General features: G+C 68.9%; 13 protein-coding genes and 1 pseudogene. 7 read left to right on the top strand and 7 right to left on the bottom strand.

The window, feature by feature from the left end:
* Positions 1-56: 56 nt before the first annotated feature.
* The 5 genes from IM738_RS22300 to IM738_RS22320 are packed head-to-tail and all read left to right on the top strand — an operon-like array spanning position 57 to position 4,599.
* Positions 57-1,211, top strand: a complete 1,155-nt coding sequence (locus IM738_RS22300) for an MFS transporter (protein ID WP_236963220.1) — start codon at positions 57-59, stop codon at positions 1,209-1,211.
* Complete coding sequence (locus IM738_RS22305; protein ID WP_236963221.1) at positions 1,208-2,002, top strand: cyclase family protein; 795 nt, start codon at positions 1,208-1,210, stop codon at positions 2,000-2,002. The genes IM738_RS22300 and IM738_RS22305 overlap by 4 nt, the downstream gene beginning before the upstream one ends.
* 18 nt (positions 2,003-2,020) lie before the next feature.
* A complete protein-coding gene (locus IM738_RS22310) occupies positions 2,021-2,599 on the top strand; it encodes a cupin domain-containing protein (RefSeq protein ID WP_236963222.1) in 579 nt (192 codons plus the stop codon).
* 39 nt (positions 2,600-2,638) lie between these two features.
* Complete coding sequence (locus IM738_RS22315) at positions 2,639-3,631, top strand: fumarylacetoacetate hydrolase family protein (protein ID WP_236963223.1); 993 nt, start codon at positions 2,639-2,641, stop codon at positions 3,629-3,631.
* Positions 3,631-4,599, top strand: a complete 969-nt coding sequence (locus tag IM738_RS22320) for an NAD-dependent epimerase/dehydratase family protein (protein WP_236963224.1) — start codon at positions 3,631-3,633, stop codon at positions 4,597-4,599. Before IM738_RS22315 ends, IM738_RS22320 begins: the two co-directional genes overlap by 1 nt.
* Positions 4,600-4,608: 9 nt before the next feature.
* Here the strand turns inward: IM738_RS22320 and IM738_RS22325 are convergent.
* A pseudogene (locus tag IM738_RS22325) lies at positions 4,609-5,114 on the bottom strand (low molecular weight protein-tyrosine-phosphatase).
* A gap of 184 nt (positions 5,115-5,298) precedes the next feature.
* Between IM738_RS22325 and IM738_RS22330 the strand changes: the two are divergent.
* Entirely contained in the window at positions 5,299-6,159 is an 861-nt protein-coding gene (locus tag IM738_RS22330) for a hypothetical protein (RefSeq protein WP_236963225.1), read from the top strand.
* Between the two features lie 9 nt (positions 6,160-6,168).
* Here IM738_RS22330 and gloA2 read toward each other — a convergent pair whose 3' ends face one another.
* The 4 genes from gloA2 to IM738_RS22350 form a co-directional block, all read right to left on the bottom strand.
* Positions 6,169-6,555 carry an SMU1112c/YaeR family gloxylase I-like metalloprotein gene (gene gloA2 / locus IM738_RS22335; RefSeq protein ID WP_236963226.1) on the bottom strand — a complete coding sequence of 129 codons (387 nt, stop codon included), beginning with the start codon at positions 6,553-6,555 and terminating at the stop codon, positions 6,169-6,171.
* Between the two features lie 26 nt (positions 6,556-6,581).
* Positions 6,582-6,995: a hypothetical protein gene (locus IM738_RS22340; RefSeq protein ID WP_236963227.1), complete on the bottom strand. Its 414-nt coding sequence runs from the start codon at positions 6,993-6,995 to the stop codon at positions 6,582-6,584.
* Positions 6,996-7,115: 120 nt separating this feature from the next.
* A complete protein-coding gene (locus IM738_RS22345) occupies positions 7,116-9,047 on the bottom strand; it encodes an acyltransferase family protein (RefSeq protein ID WP_236963228.1) in 1,932 nt (643 codons plus the stop codon).
* A gap of 131 nt (positions 9,048-9,178) precedes the next feature.
* Entirely contained in the window at positions 9,179-10,093 is a 915-nt protein-coding gene (locus tag IM738_RS22350) for a LysR family transcriptional regulator (RefSeq protein WP_236963229.1), read from the bottom strand.
* A 144-nt stretch (positions 10,094-10,237) separates the two neighbouring features.
* Here IM738_RS22350 and IM738_RS22355 point away from each other — a divergent pair, with 144 nt between their 5' ends.
* Entirely contained in the window at positions 10,238-11,920 is a 1,683-nt protein-coding gene (locus tag IM738_RS22355) for a GMC family oxidoreductase (protein WP_236963230.1), read from the top strand.
* Between the two features lie 100 nt (positions 11,921-12,020).
* Here the strand turns inward: IM738_RS22355 and IM738_RS22360 are convergent, their stop codons facing one another.
* Both IM738_RS22360 and IM738_RS22365 read right to left on the bottom strand, forming a co-directional pair.
* The gene (locus IM738_RS22360) at positions 12,021-13,193 is read right to left on the bottom strand and encodes an AAA family ATPase (RefSeq protein ID WP_236963231.1); all 1,173 of its coding nucleotides are present in this window, start codon (positions 13,191-13,193) and stop codon (positions 12,021-12,023) included.
* Positions 13,190-14,125 carry an RNA ligase family protein gene (locus IM738_RS22365; protein ID WP_236963232.1) on the bottom strand — a complete coding sequence of 312 codons (936 nt, stop codon included), beginning with the start codon at positions 14,123-14,125 and terminating at the stop codon, positions 13,190-13,192. The genes IM738_RS22360 and IM738_RS22365 overlap by 4 nt, the downstream gene beginning before the upstream one ends.
* Between the last annotated feature and the right edge of the window lie 140 nt (positions 14,126-14,265).

A 14,265-nucleotide genomic window follows, 5' to 3' on the forward strand; every position in this document is an offset into this window, starting at 1 on the left:
TCGCTGCCCCCCGAGGGGGCGAATGCCTCCTTTGAGGCGGCTCGGCAGGAGGCACCATGAACACCCGTTCCACCAGCACCCTGGGCCACGTCGCCCTGATCGTGGCGCACTGCGCCGGCATGGTTGATCTCGTGGCCCTGCCGGTCTGGGTCGGTACCCTGATCCAGCATTACAAGCTCGACCCGCAGCAGGCCGGTGGTCTGGTCACGCTGTTCCTGATCGGCGCGGTGGTCTCCAGCGTCTTCCTGGCCTCGCGTTTCCAGCGGGTGAAGGGGCGCTGGGTGGCGGCGGGCGGGTACGCGCTGGCGGCCGCCTGTTTCGGCACGCTGTCGCAACCGCTGGACTACGCCACCATGGCCATGCTGCACACGGCCGGCGGCCTGGCCGCCGGGGCCGCGCTGAGCGTCACCCACGGCACCATCGCGCGCAGCCTCAACCCGCACCTGAAGTTCGCCCTCGTCGGCGTCGGTCTGGGGGTGTTTGCGGTGGTGTTCCTCGGCGCCTCGCCCAAGATCATTGCGGAGGCCGGCGGCTACATGCTGTTCGCCCTCTTCGGCGCGGTCATGCTGCTGGCCTCGCTGGTCTGCGCCGTGGGCTTTCCCGAGCCCGAGCGAGAGCCCACGGCGGTGGGCGCACCGGTGGCGCGCATCCCGCGCGCCGTCTGGTTCGGCATCGTGGGCATCAGCGCCATGGCCCTGGTGCAGTCCATGACCTTCAGCTTCCTGGAGCGGGTCGGGGCCGACCGTGGCCACAGCCTGAACCTGATCACGGGCGTGCTGGTGGTGATGGGCCTGGTCAACCTGCTGCCCGCCGCGCTGGCGGCGATGCTGGAAAAACGCTGGAATGCGCGCAGCGTGCTGCTGGCCGGCCCGGTGATCCAGGTGCTGCTGGCGGCGGTGATCATGAACGCGCCCAGCTTCTACCCCTATGCCGCCGCGGCCTCGGTGTTCGCGGCCGTGATGATCTTCACCCACACCTTCGCCTTCGGCCTGCTGGCGCGGCTCGAACCCAGCGGCCGCGCCATGGCCGCCACGCCTGCGATGCTGATGGTCGGCGCCGCCATCGGGCCGGTGCTCGGCGGCACGCTGGTGAAGACGGCCGGCTACGGCAGCCTCGGCCTGGCGGCGCTGCTGATCGGCGGTGTGGCCGTGGCCTGCATGTCGCGGCTGCCGGGGCAGGCGCCGGCCCTGCTGGCCAGGGAGGCGGCATGAAACCCCAACGCCGCTTCGTCGACCTCTCCATCTACCTGGAAAACGACGTGCTCTCCGATCCGCCCCCGCTGGCGCCCAAGATCACCTACCAGCGGCACGCCGACACCCTGCCCGAGTTCATGGCCATGATCCCCGGCACCCGGCCCGAGGACTACCCCGACGGCGAGGCCGCCGCCGCCGAGTGGGTGACGCTGACCACGCACAGCGGCACCCACCTCGACGCGCCCTGGCACTTCCACTCCACGCAGGATGCGAAGAACGGCGGCAGCCGGCCCAGCATCACCATCGACCAGGTGCCGCTGGACTGGTGTTTCCAGCCCGGCGTGAAGCTCGACTTCCGGCATTTCCCCGACGGGTACGTTGCCACCGCGGCCGATGTCGAGGCCGAGCTGCAACGCATCGGCCACACGCTGGAGCCGCTGGACATCGTGGTCGTCAACACGCGCGCCGGTTCGCGCTACGGCCAGCCCGACTTCCTGGGCGCCGGCTGCGGCATGGGCTACGAAGCCACCATGTACCTGCTGGAGCGCGGCGTGCGACTGACCGGCACCGACGCCTGGAGCTGGGACGCGCCGTTCGCCTTCACCGCGCAGAAGGTGGCCGAGACCGGCAACAAGGCGCTGATCTGGGAAGGCCACAAGGCCGGCCGCGACATCGGCTACTGCCACCTGGAGAAGCTGCACAACCTCGAAGCCCTGCCGCCCACGGGCTTCACCATCAGCTGCTTCCCGCACAAGATCCGTGGCGCCAGTGCGGGTTGGACGCGGGCCGTGGCGATTTTTGAAGACTGATTTGAAGAAGGACATGCCATGAGCTTTCCCCCCATCCACCGCGTCGTCACCGGCCACGACGCCGACGGCAAGGCCATCGTTGCGAGCAACGGCCCGCTGCCCACCGTGGTCGAGATCGCGGCCATCCCCGGCACGGTCTTCCACGAAGTCTGGAGCACCGCAGCCACCCCGGCCCCGGTGGACAACGCCGCCGACCCCACGCTCGGCCCGCTGATGCTGCCGCCGCCGAAGCAGGGCACCCGCATGCGCTTTGTCGACATCCCGCCCGACACGGCCGAGTTCCTGGCCCAGGGCGCCGGGCAGATGAAAGATGCCTTCGCCCAGATCGGCGACGAGAAGGCCTCGACCGTGAAGGCGCACTCGCCGCACCCGCTGATGCACCGCACCGAGAGCATCGACTACGGCGTGGTGATCGAGGGCGAAATGACCCTGGTGCTCGACGACAGCGAGGTGCTGCTCAAGGCCGGCAGCGTGGTCGTGCAGCGCGGCACCAACCACGCCTGGGCCAACCGTTCGGGCCGGCCCTGCCGCATGCTGTTCGTGCTGCTCGACGGCGCCTACGAACCGGCGATCGACCAGGCGCTCGCGGCGCGCTGAGCCGGGACCAACGTTTCAACAACCCCCAGGAACACACCGATGAAATTGGCAACCTTGCGTGACGGCAGCCTCGATGGACAACTGCTGTTGGTCTCGCGCGACGGGCAGCGCGCCGTGCGCGCCGGCGCCATCGCGCCCAGCCTGATCGAGGCCCTGCGGCGCTGGGACGAGGTGCAGGCGCCGCTGGGCGAGCTGTACGCGGCGCTCAACGCCGGCAGCGCGCCCGGCGCGTTTGACTTCGACCCCGCCGCCTGCACGGCGCCCCTGCCGCGCGCCCCGCAGTGGCTCGACGGTTCGGCCTTCCTGAACCACGGCCGCCTGATGGAGCAGGCCTTCAACACGCCGCCCATCCCGCTGTTCGACAGCGTGCCGGTGATGTACCAGGGCGCCAGCGACGACTTCCTCGGGCCGCTCGACGACGTGCCCCTGCCCAGCGAGGCCGACGGCATCGACTTCGAGGGCGAGTTCGGTGTGGTCACCGGGCCGGTGCCCATGGGCGTGTCGCCCGAGGCGGCGCTGGCCTGCGTGCGCCTGGTGGTGCAGGTCAACGACTGGAGCCTGCGCGCGCTGGGCCCGCACGAGATGAAGACCGGCTTCGGCTTCCTGCAGGCCAAACCGTCCACCGCCTTCGCGCCCGTGGCCGTGACCCCCGACGAGCTGGGCAGCGCCTGGCGCGACGGCAGGGTGCAGATGCAGCTGAACGTGTTGTGGAACGGCGAGCGCTTCGGCGAGCCGCACGGCGGCGAGATGAACTTCCACTTCGGTCAGCTGATCGCCCACGCGGCGCGCACGCGCCGGCTCACGGCCGGCACCATCGTCGGCTCGGGCACGGTGAGCAACGTGGCGCGCAGCGCGGGCTCGGCCTGCATCGCCGAACGCCGCGTGATCGAGAAGATCGACCAGGGCGAGATCCGCACCGGCTTCATGGCATTCGGCGACCGCGTGCGCCTGCAGGCCTGCTTCGAAGACGGGCAGGCCGGCCCGTTCGGCATGATCGACCAGCGCGTGGTGCCGGCCACCGGGGCGCCCTGATGCGCTGGCTGGTGACCGGGGCCAACGGCTTCGTGGGGCGCGCGCTGGTGCGGCGCCTGCTGTCGCAGGGCCTGCCCGGCGGCCGCACGCTCACGCAGCTGGCGGTCACGGACTTTGCGCTGGACGACGAGGTGGCCGATCCGCGCCTGCTGCGCCTGCTGCGCCTGCCGGGCGATCTCACGCAGCCTGACACCTGGGCAGAGGCCTTCGCCACGCCGCTGGACGGCATCGTCCACCTGGCCAGCGTTCCCGGCGGCACCGCCGAGGCTCAGCCCGCGCTGGCGCGCGCGGTCAACCTGGACGCCACGCAGGCGCTGCTGGACCATTGCCGTGCCCAGGTCGAGCGCGGCGGCGTGGCGCCCCGGCTGGTGTTCGCCAGCACCATCGCCGTCTACGGCGCGGCACTGCCCCCCGAGGTGAACGACCACACGCCCGCAGCGCCCCACATGGTGTACGGCGCGCACAAGCTCATGGCCGAGATCGCCGTGGCCCACGCCAGCCGGCGCGGCTGGCTCGACGGCGTGTCCCTGCGCCTGCCCGGCGTGCTGGTGCGGCCGCCCGCGCCCACCGGCCAGCTCTCGGCCTTCATGAGCGACTTCATCCGCGAGCTGGCCCAGGGCCGGCCGTTCGAGTGCCCGACCTCGCCCGGCGCCACCACCTGGGCGTCCTCGCTGCCCAGCGTGGTCGACAACCTGCTGCACGCGGCCGTGGTGGACACCGCCCGCCTGCCGCCCTCGCGCAGCCTGCTGCTGCCCACGCTGCGTTTCAGCATGGCCGAGCTGGCCGAGGCCATCGCCCGCGTGTTTGCCGTGCCGGCCCCGGCGCTGGTGCGCTGGTCGCCCGACGAGCGCATCGAAACCCTGTTCGGGCGCTTTCCCCCGCTGCGCACCGACGCGGCCGAACGCGCGGGCTTTGTCAGCGACGGCGATGGCGAGGCGCTGGTGCGCCGGGCGCTGGCGCCGTCCTGAGCGGACGGGTCAACCGGGGGCGGCGAGCACCCGCTGCACATGCGCCAGCAGCCCCGCGCTGCCGTCTTCCACCAGGTCCAGCACCTCCTCGAAGCCTTTGGCGCCACCCTGGTACGGGTCGGGCACGACCGGGCTGTCGTGCTGCTGGAAGAACTCGGCGAAGCGCCGCAGCTTCTTCGCGTGCGCCGGCGGGCACAGCCGTTCGGCCAGCACGAAGTTCTCCCAGTCCATCACCAGCACCAGGTCGAACACCTCAAAATCCTGCGCCGTCAGCTGGCGCGCGCGCTGGGTCGAGAGGTCGTAGCCGCGCTGCAGCGCGTGTTTCTGGCTGCGCGCGTCGGGCGGCGCGCCCACGTGGTAGCTGTGCGTGCCGGCCGAATCGACCTGCACCCGGTCGGCCAGACCGGCCTCAGCCCCTTGGCCTCGAACACGCCGTGCGCGGTCGGGCTGCGGCAGATGTTGCCCATGCAGACGAAGAGGACGCGGAAACCTGGAGTGGTGCGGGTGTTGTTCATGGGATGCATTGGACCGCACCGCACGGCGGAGAACCGCTTCCGCCGTGCGAACTGACCGGTTTTCGGGGGCTTTTCCGCGCTTCGACCCCCGGGGTGCTGGCACTATGCTGTCCACTGGGCACGGTCCGCCGGTCGCCGCCAGCGACCTCGGGCCCCTTTGACCTCTTCTCACCCCGGAACCGACATGGCCAGTGATCTGGATACGGTGCGCGTGCTTCGTGCACTGTTCAACGACATACCGCGCGCGCCGCAAGGCCTCTCGCACGAGGCGACGATGGAGTGGATCCAGCGCTCGATGACCGACTTTCCGGGCGGCGAGGTCGCCTACATGATCGAGCACGTGACCCGCAATTCGATGGTGGACATCGTGCTGCGCCTGCGCGAAGACGGCTACCTCAAGGACGACCAGCAGTTCGACGCCACGCTGCAGCAGATCGCCACCCCCGAAGGCCGCCAGACCTTCATGGACTGGTGCATCAACGCGCAGAAGAGCGTGGACGCCACCGCGCGCCTGCTCAACCGCGCCAAACGCGCCTGGAGCGAGCCCGAGCCGCTGTTCGTGGCCGACGCGGCGGCCGTCCAGCGCTTCATCGACGGCCGGCCCACCGGCGCAGGCGTGCTGTTCGCCGAGTTCGCGATGCGCAGCGACGTGCGCGAGATCGGCCTGTTCGACACCGAACCCGCCGCCATTCACGAGTTCGACTGGGGCTTCATCACCGAAGACCCCGGCGAGTGGAACGTCTACGTGACCGAGGTCTGGCGGCGCGGCACGGTCGGTCATTTCGACCGCATGCTCGGCGCCTGGCGGCTGGAGACCACGCACGCGCTGCCCGAAGGCCAGCTGCGCGCGCCGCACGTGCCGCCGGGGCTGACGGAAGACCTGGGCATCACGCGCTTCAGCGCCCTCACGCTGCACACGAACGACGACCCCGCCGTGCGCCGCTGGGTCGGCGAGGTTTTCATCACCCACATGCTGCCGGTCATGGCCGCGCGCGCGCTGGACGAGAACTACGACTTTCCGGCGAAGGTGATGGAGCTGAGCTGAACGGCGGCCTCAGCCCGCCTCGTACAGCTCCAGCGGCAACCCGTCCGGGTCGCTGAAAAACGTGAACCGCCGACCGGTGTATTCGTCCACCCGCACCGGCTCGACCACAACCCCTTGCTCCTCCAGCCGCGCCTTGCACGCGGCCACGTCCTCGACCACGAACGCCAGGTGCCGCAGACCCTGCGCCTCGGGGTAGGACGGCCGCGGCGGCGCGCCGGGGAAAGAGAACAGCTCCACCTGCGACCCGTCGGGCAGACCCAGATCCAGCTTCCAGGAATTGCGCGCCTCGCGGAAGTGTTCGGCGATCACTTTCAGGCCGAGGACTTCGGTGTAGAAGCGTTTGGAGCGCTGATAGTCGGCGCAGATGATGGCGGCGTGGTGGATGCGGGTAAGCATGAGAGTGCGGACAGCGTTGTATTGAGCTATCGGAGCCCGAGGTACCTGGCGTTCTCAGTGGTGAAGGCTGACAGGGCGTTGAGGACTTCTTTGGCCATCGATCTGAGAGGCGTCCAAGAAGGATGCTGCATGGCCGCAAGATTGGTGTCCCGGCCCGCGCCGGCGGGAAGCGTTTGAGCAGGAACTCCTTCCAATGCGCCAGCCAGTGCGCCGACCCAGGCTTCCTGTTCGACACTGAGGTGCCCCCGACCAATCAGATATCGGCCTCGCAAGACATCGTCCTTCAGTTCCCATGCGACGTTGTAGTCACCCATTGCGGCGCATTGTTCATCAGGTGGTAACGCCAAGAACTTCAGTGACATCAGGAACACGCTGTAGGAGGAGTGGAATTCCTCTTCGTCTGAAAGTGGCTGCTTGTCAGTCGGCATGGAGCGAAACAAGTTTGAAATTGTTGCGGCGATTCATTTTGCGCTTGGACTACCCCCACACCGCATCCAGCGCCACCGGCCAGGTGCCGCGCCACACGCCGTGGCACCTGGCCGGTGAGCGGGTCCCGGTGGTCAGGGGCCCAGCACACCGCGGGCGGTCAGGAAGCGCTCCGTCGGTTCGGCCAGCAGGGCCGCGCCGGCCGTGTTGAGGTGGTCCCGGTCACGGTAGATCATTGTGCCGCCGTGCACCGGGGTGCAAGTGCTTCCGGTGGCGGGACACAGGATGTCGAAGCTGCGGAACACATGGGCGTTGGGCTCTGCGGACAGCGCCTGCTCCAATGCCTGGTGCACCCGGTCCACGCCCTGGGACAGGGTGTCGCGATCCTGTGCACAGGCGGCATTCGAAAACACGGTGCGCATGCACACCGCAGGGTGCTCGAAGTCGAACATGGGCGGCGGGCCGACCACCACCAGTTGCATCTGGCGCGCGGCCAGCTCGCGGGCCAGTGTGCGCAGATCGGTCGCCCAGGTCGGCAGGTCACCGACCGGGTGTGTGCTGCCGCGATCAAAGTAGAGGCGCGAAACCAGCAGCACGTCGCCCGGGCGGGCCTGGGCGTACATCGCCTCGACGATGCGTTGCCGGGGTTCGAAGACCCCGCCCATGTGTGGGTACGGCCGTCCCGGGGTTTCGATCAGGTGCACGCCGACGCCGGTGGTCTTGTGCAGGCGGTACAGCATCCCCTGCAGGTGACCGGCGTGGCTGTCGCCCATGGCCCAGACCGTCTGTCCACCGGGCACACGGGGCGCCTGCGTGCAAAGGTCAAAGGTGCCGGCTCCCAGGCGCCGCTGCTCGCCGTCGACCACACAGTGGGGGTTGTAGTTTTGGCCCTTCACCGGCAGGAAGGCCGGTGCGTCGCGCAGTGCTGGGTCCAGCGGCAGCAGCAGGCGGGGGTGCTGCGCCAGCAGCAACGCCATCATCGCCGTGACCACCAGCGACGCCCCCAGGCCGCGCGCCACCGCCCAGCGACCCGACCAGTGGCGCAGCGGGGACTCCACCCAGCGGTAGGACATCTCGGCCAGGAGGAACATCGCCGCGATCAGCCAGGGCGCGTGCCAGGCATCGACGCCGGTGGACCAGCGCGCCAGCACCAGCACCGTCCAGTGCCACAGGTAGAGCGAATAGGAGATCAGGCCGATGTGACGCAACGGTGCCAAGGTCAGCACCCGCTGGCTCAGGCCGGTCGGTCCGAGGAGCAGCAGGCAGGTCAGCACCACTGCTGCGGTGCTGGCTGGGACCAAGTGTTGCACCGGCGCCCAGAGGCAGGCGATCAGCGCGATCAGCGGCAGCGGACCCAGCCGGGACAAACCGCGGCGCAGCAGGGTCGCCAGGGCGCTGTCGCGTCCCGCGTACAGCAGGCAGCCTGCGCCCAGCTCCCAGAAACGCAGCGGCGTGAAAAAGTAGGCTGCGGCGGGGCGCGACGCGAACACGTGGACGAAGAACACATAGGACAGCAGGCTCAGCCCACCGACCATCAGTGGCAAGGCCCGTTGCGGCCGACCCAGCCGCCCGCTCGCCGCGAGCCAGAACAGCGAGGGGTACACCAGGTAGAACTGCTCCTCGACCCCGAGGGACCAGGTCTGGGTGAAGGCGTTGGACTGGGCCGCCGGGGCGAAGTAGTCGATCGCCTGGTGGTACAGGTAGATGTTGGAGAAGCCGAACAGCGCGTTGATGCCCGTCAGCAGGCTGGTGCGCGGCTGCGGGTCGAGCGCGCTGATCAGCACGGCGGTGACCAGCACGCAGACCAGCAGGGCTGGCAACAGCCGCTTGATGCGGCGCTGGAAGAACCCGCGCAGGAACGGTCCGAGCGCTCCATGCGGTCGTGAAACGAGCGAGGCGGTGATCACGAAACCCGAGATCACGAAGAAGATGTCCACACCGAGGTAACCGCCGGGCAGCAGCGACTTGCTGAAGTGGTTGGCGATCACCGCCAGGACGGCGATGGCGCGCAGTCCGTCGATGTGGGCCTGGTAGGTCACCGGGCTCTGGGGGGTTGGGAGGGTCATGGCACGGGTGTCGGCCCGGAACGGTCGGTGCAAGGCAAGGCTCGGATTTTCGTTGGGGGGTGTGCAGGGCACCGCATCATCCCCGATCTTCCGGGGACCCCGGCCGGACCCGCCCGGCAGCGCCGCGGCGATCACCCCCACACCGCATCCAGCGCCCCCAGCGCCGCCGCGATCACCGGCTCCCCCGCCCGCTCCGCGAGGCAGATGAAGCTCAGATCACATTCCAGCGCCACCTGATCGGCCACCACCAGCCCGTGGGCCTGCGCCTCGCGCATCGCGATCGCGTCGCGCGCCAGTGACAGACCGACGCCGCTTTTCACGAGGTCGAGCATCGACGCCTCCTGGTCCACCAGCGCCACACGCCGCGGCTCCATGCCGGTGAGCGAGCCCGGGCCGAAGACGCTGCGCTGCAGCCGGTGGTGCGCGCTGGCCGGGGGTGTGGCGAGCCAGGGCAGGGCGGCCAGCGCCTTCCAGTCTTTGCCTTTCACCTGCGGCCCCCAGCCGGCGGGCGCGAGCACGCGGTAGGTGAAGCGGGTCAGGGCGCGCAGCCGGTAGGGCGGGCCGAGCGGGTCCTGGGGCAGGTCGAGGAAGAAGCCCACGTCCAGCTCGCCGCGCGCGATGCGCGCGAGCGCGTCGCCGCTCATGCCCTGGCTCAGCTCGGTGTCGATCTGCGGCGCGGCCTCCACCAGCTGTTTGAGGAAGGCGCCGAGGCGAGTGAACTCGGGGTCGAGGATGGTGCCGATGCGCAGCGTGCCGCGCACGGTGGTGTGCAGGCGCGCGGCGGCCTGGCCGAAGTCCGCCAGCGCGGCGAGCGCGCGGTCGGCCAGCGGCAGCAGGGCGGCGCCGTCGCGCGTGAGCGCCATGCCCTGCGGCGTGCGCGTGAACAGCTGCAGCCCGGTGGCCTCGGCCAGGGTCTTGAGCTGCAGGCTCACGGCCGGCTGGCTCAGGTGCAGGCGCAAGGCCGCGCGCGAGACGTTGCCTTCGCGTGCCACGGCGACGAAGGCGCGCAGGGTCTGGGGGTCGGTGGTGGGCAGGCGGGCGGTCATGGTGGCTTCATTATTTGCTGAACTTATAGCCTGGCTTGTTCGATTTCATTGGAAAACCGGCGCCCGTTCCGGCACAGTGCACGCTCAGTCGGGCGCTGCGCCATGAGATTGACAAATGAACACAAGACGCGAGGAGACCGCTGCATGAACGACACCGCCTTTGATTTCGTGATCGTCGGCGCCGGCACCGCCGGCTGCCTGCTCGCCAACCGCCTGAGCGCCGATGCCTCCAAACGTGTGTTGTTGATCGAGGCCGGCCGCAAGGACGACTACCACTGGATCCATATCCCGGTCGGTTACCTCTACTGCATCGGCAACCCGCGCACCGACTGGCTCTACCAGACCGAGGCCGACCCGGGGCTCAATGGACGGAAGCTGCGCTACCCGCGCGGCAAGACGCTGGGCGGCTGCTCCAGCATCAACGGCATGATTTACATGCGCGGCCAGGCGCGCGACTACGACCAGTGGGCGCAGCTGAGCGGCGACAGCGACTGGCGCTGGGAGCGCTGCCTGGCCGACTTCCGCGCGCACGAAGACCACCACAGGCTCGACGGCGGCAGCGACAGCCTGACCAACCCCGCCTTCGCCCAGCTGCACGGCAACAAGGCCGTGGGCAGCAGCGGCGAGTGGCGCATCGAGAAGCAGCGCCTGCGCTGGGACGTGCTCGACGCCTTCGCCCAGGCCGCGCAGCAGGCCGGCATCCCCGCCACCGACGACTTCAACCGCGGCGACAACGAGGGCGTGGGCTACTTCGAGGTGAACCAGAAAGCGGGCTGGCGCTGGAACGCTTCCAAGGCCTTTCTGCGCCCGGTGATGCAGCGGCCCAACCTCACGGTGTGGACCGAGACGCAGGTCGAGCGGCTCACGCTGGCGCGCGATCCGTCGGGCGCGCTGCGCTGCACCGGCGCCGAGCTGCGGCGCGGCGGCCAGCGCGTGGCGGTGACGGCCGCGCGCGAGGTGGTGCTGAGCGCGGGCAGCATCGGCTCGGTGCAGGTGCTGCAACTCTCAGGCATCGGCCCCTCGGCCGTGCTGCAGGCCGCGGGCGTGCCGGTGCAACACGATCTGCCCGGCGTGGGCGAGAACCTGCAAGACCATCTGCAGATCCGCTCGGTCTACAAGGTCAAGGGCGCGAAAACGCTCAACACCCTGGCGAACTCGCTCTGGGGCAAGGCCATGATCGGGCTCGAATACGCGCTCACGCGCAGCGGGCCCATGAGCATGTCGCCCAGCCAGCTCGGTGCCTTCACCCGGAGCGACCCGGCCCAGCCGCACGCCAACCTCGAATACCACGTGCAGCCGCTCAGCCTCGACGCCTTCGGCGAGCCGCTGCACGGTTTCCCGGCGTTCACGGCCAGCGTGTGCAACCTCAACCCCACGAGCCGGGGGCATGTGCGCATCCAGTCGCCGCGCTGCGAGGACGCACCCGCCATCGCGCCGAACTACCTGTCCACGGCGGAAGACCGGCAGGTCGCGGCCGACAGCCTGCGCGTGACGCGGCGCATCGTGGGCCAGCCGGCGATGGCGAAGTACCGGCCCGAGGAGTTCAAGCCCGGTGTGATGTACCAGAGCGACGACGAACTCGCGCGCCTGGCCGGCGACATCGCCAGCACCATCTTCCACCCGGTGGGCACGACGAAGATGGGCCGCGTGGAAGGGCAGGGCAGCGACCCGATGGCCGTGGTGGACAGCCACCTGCGCGTGCGCGGCGTGGCGGGGCTGCGCGTGGTGGACGCGGGTGTGATGCCGACCATCACCAGCGGCAACACCAACTCGCCGACGCTGATGATCGCCGAGAAGGCGGCGCGCTGGATCGTGTCCGGAGTGTGACCCCACGCTCCGCCGCTGCGCGGGTCGCTGCCCCAAGACCGGGAGGGGGCCCGGTCTGCGCCGGTCCCAGAGGCTGATCCGCCTTGGGGCGGCCCGGCGGCTATTCGCTTTCCCAGAACACCACCTCGTGTGCCTCGGTGGGCAGTGGCGCTTCCCAGCGGGTCAGCATCTTCAGCAGCTTGGCGTTGCTGAGGGTCGTGTCGCGCTGCTGGTTGCGCCGCAGCAGTTCGGGCAAAGGCTGTTCCAGGTGGACGATCTCCACCTGCGCGTCGTAGGCGTACAGCAGCTCCAGTGTCTTGCTGCGCATCTGCTGCGACAGGTGCGTGGCGTTCCATACAAAGTCCTGCTTCTGGCGAAGCCAGTGCCGGGCGTCGTCATGGGTACGGTGCGCCACCATGCCTTCGTTCTTGCCGTGCGAAAGGCCCAGGTCTTCGCGAGCGTCATCGAACGACACCACCGGCAAGCCGGGCCGATGCTGCGATACCCAGGTGTTTTTGCCGCTGGCGGGCAGCCCGCACATCACCGTGACGCGCGAACCCGGCCGCTGAAACAGGGCGGCATCGGGGAACAGCTCAGCGCCACGGAAGTACGCCAAGGCGGTGTGCCGGTCGGCAAATTGGCGGGGCGCTTCCCAGGCCCCTTCGTCACGCGCCAGCACCTCGAAGAGATCGATGTCCTGCAGGTGTTGCGATTGCGTGGCGCAGATGCGGCCCTGCATGTCGGCTCGGGCCACCGTGACCAGTTCGGCCACGCACAGTTCCCAAGAGAGCTTTCGCGCGGTGTACTCGGGCGCTTGACCCTTGCGGTTGTCGAAGACGAAGAACGGCACCTGGTGCACCGCGATGATCCGGCAGATCGCCTCGCGCAGTGCCACCGGAACACCTGCCTGCCAGAGCAGCAAGCGCGCATCCACGCAGCCACGCCGCGAGTGGCCCGGCTGGGAGATGCGTCCGGAGATCGGGTCGATCACCGTCGTGTCGGGCTTGGCGATGTCGTGCAGCAGCGCCGCCATGAACATCACCCATTGGCGTTCGAACGCCGCCTGGGCGAAGTAGGGGCTTTGCCGCAGGCTGTGAATGACCATGCGGGTGTGCAAGCCCACGTTCCCCTCTGCGTGATGAACAGGGTCTTGCGGCGTGGCCTCCAGCCGGGCCAGTGCCGGAATCAGCTGACAACAGCGCGACCAATCCAAGGGGTCGCCGTTGCCTGGCAGCAAAGACTGGAGGGCCAGATAGCCGTCTTTCGCGGTCGTGTGATGTGTCGAATTTTTCATGGTTTGTTCCTTCGGATGCGGCGCTGGTCTTGCGTGCGGTCGGCCATGGCTTCGCGCAAGGCGTCCAGGCCAAACAAGGTGACCAGGCCCAGGTGCTCCCAGCTCAGGGTCAGTTGAGGTGCATACAGATCCACTCCCGCGGACAACTGGTTGGGCAGGGTGGGTCGTTCGCTGTGGTGCGATCCCGAGTCCAGGATGGTCTGCACGAAATCCGGGCGAACCAGCTTGAACCGGCCTTGCACACCGTTCTCGTCTTCCAGTTTCAGATACAGCCCTTCGGCCAGATCCGACGCATCGGTCTGACGCCAACCGGTGGCGGTGTCTTGGCGGTGTTGCGCCAGCGCCTGCTCGAAGCGGACTTTCCAATGGTTCGACTTGGCCAACGAATGCCGAACGAGGCTCCACAGGAGCCTGGCCTGCACCGGCATCGGCCCCGCGTACAGCACCGGCACCGACAGCACGGGCAGGCCGGCCAGCAGGTCTTGGCGCCTGGGCGTCGACAGAAAACACGAGGTCTGCCGGTCCCAGACATCGAACTCGTGGAAGTAGTGCGGCAACCGGTCGTAGAAGACCGAGTGTTTGGCGTAGGCCCATTCGCCGTACATGACGTACCGGTCGCCCAAGCGTTCGAACAGCCGATCGGCATGTGTGTTGGCCCAGACATGCAAGGGCGAAAACTGCCGCTCGCGCGCGCCACCCATCAGGTAGTGACCACGCGACTGCAGCAGCAACCCGCCGTTCGCGGTGAAGGACACGGCGCAGTTGGCGCCATCGATCTTTTCTTCCACCACAACGTGGCTGCCGGCGAGGTCTGCCAAGCGCTGCACTCCGGGCTCGTCGCCCGTCTGCAGGCGGGAGCCCTCAAGGTGGATGGTGCGTGGGTACCGCAGCAATGCGGTCGATGCCAGAACACTGGCATGAAGTGAGTTCATGGTGATCTCCTGAAAACAAATTCAAGAGCCACATGCCCGGTACGCAAAACGCAAGCGGGGCATGGAGGCTTCTCAGGGGAAGCCGATCACCGGGGGCAGTCAGTGTGCTTGCTGCTGCTGTGGGACACGGGTATCGCCAT

Source organism: Hydrogenophaga sp. SL48 (genome assembly GCF_021729865.1).
Classification (GTDB): Bacteria; Pseudomonadota; Gammaproteobacteria; order Burkholderiales; family Burkholderiaceae_C; genus Hydrogenophaga.

Coding starts and splice junctions, on each gene's coding strand:
- IM738_RS22300 (WP_236963220.1), top strand. CDS start 57: ATGAACACCCGTTCCACCAGCACCCTGGGCCACGTCGCCCTGATCGTG.
- IM738_RS22305 (WP_236963221.1), top strand. CDS start 1,208: ATGAAACCCCAACGCCGCTTCGTCGACCTCTCCATCTACCTGGAAAAC.
- IM738_RS22310 (WP_236963222.1), top strand. CDS start 2,021: ATGAGCTTTCCCCCCATCCACCGCGTCGTCACCGGCCACGACGCCGAC.
- IM738_RS22315 (WP_236963223.1), top strand. CDS start 2,639: ATGAAATTGGCAACCTTGCGTGACGGCAGCCTCGATGGACAACTGCTG.
- IM738_RS22320 (WP_236963224.1), top strand. CDS start 3,631: ATGCGCTGGCTGGTGACCGGGGCCAACGGCTTCGTGGGGCGCGCGCTG.
- IM738_RS22330 (WP_236963225.1), top strand. CDS start 5,299: ATGGCCAGTGATCTGGATACGGTGCGCGTGCTTCGTGCACTGTTCAAC.
- gloA2 (WP_236963226.1), bottom strand. CDS start 6,555: ATGCTTACCCGCATCCACCACGCCGCCATCATCTGCGCCGACTATCAG.
- IM738_RS22345 (WP_236963228.1), bottom strand. CDS start 9,047: ATGACCCTCCCAACCCCCCAGAGCCCGGTGACCTACCAGGCCCACATC.
- IM738_RS22350 (WP_236963229.1), bottom strand. CDS start 10,093: ATGACCGCCCGCCTGCCCACCACCGACCCCCAGACCCTGCGCGCCTTC.
- IM738_RS22355 (WP_236963230.1), top strand. CDS start 10,238: ATGAACGACACCGCCTTTGATTTCGTGATCGTCGGCGCCGGCACCGCC.
- IM738_RS22360 (WP_236963231.1), bottom strand. CDS start 13,193: ATGAAAAATTCGACACATCACACGACCGCGAAAGACGGCTATCTGGCC.
- IM738_RS22365 (WP_236963232.1), bottom strand. CDS start 14,125: ATGAACTCACTTCATGCCAGTGTTCTGGCATCGACCGCATTGCTGCGG.